The sequence below is a fragment of the Virgibacillus sp. GM2-2 genome, assembly GCF_055329585.1.
The window spans coordinates 1-268 of record NZ_JBUZWC010000085.1; the positions used below are offsets into that span (position 1 = coordinate 1).

1 pseudogene is annotated in these 268 nt (G+C 78.0%); it reads right to left on the bottom strand.

From position 1 onward, the window contains the following. Positions 1 to 2: 2 nt before the first annotated feature. A pseudogene (locus tag ACY9Z2_RS19075) lies at positions 3 to 268 on the bottom strand (hypothetical protein); the annotation flags it as partial.

A 268-nucleotide genomic window follows, 5' to 3' on the forward strand; every position in this document is an offset into this window, starting at 1 on the left:
TGTTAGCGGCGGCGCTTCCCCGCGACCGCCAGCGTGGCGCCACCGCTGAGCGCGGCAAGGCCGGCAATCAGCAGCAGCAGGTTCATGCTCGCCGCGCTCCCGCCGCCACCGGTGCCGGTGCTCGGCGCGATGGGGGTGGGGCCGGGCGTCCGCGCGCCAGCGGTGTCCTCGACCGGGGTCGGCGAGGCGGTGGGCGAGGCGGTCGGCGTGTTGGTGGGGGTGTTGGCCGGCGGCGCCGTGGGCGTGAAGGCCGGCGTGGTCGGCGTCG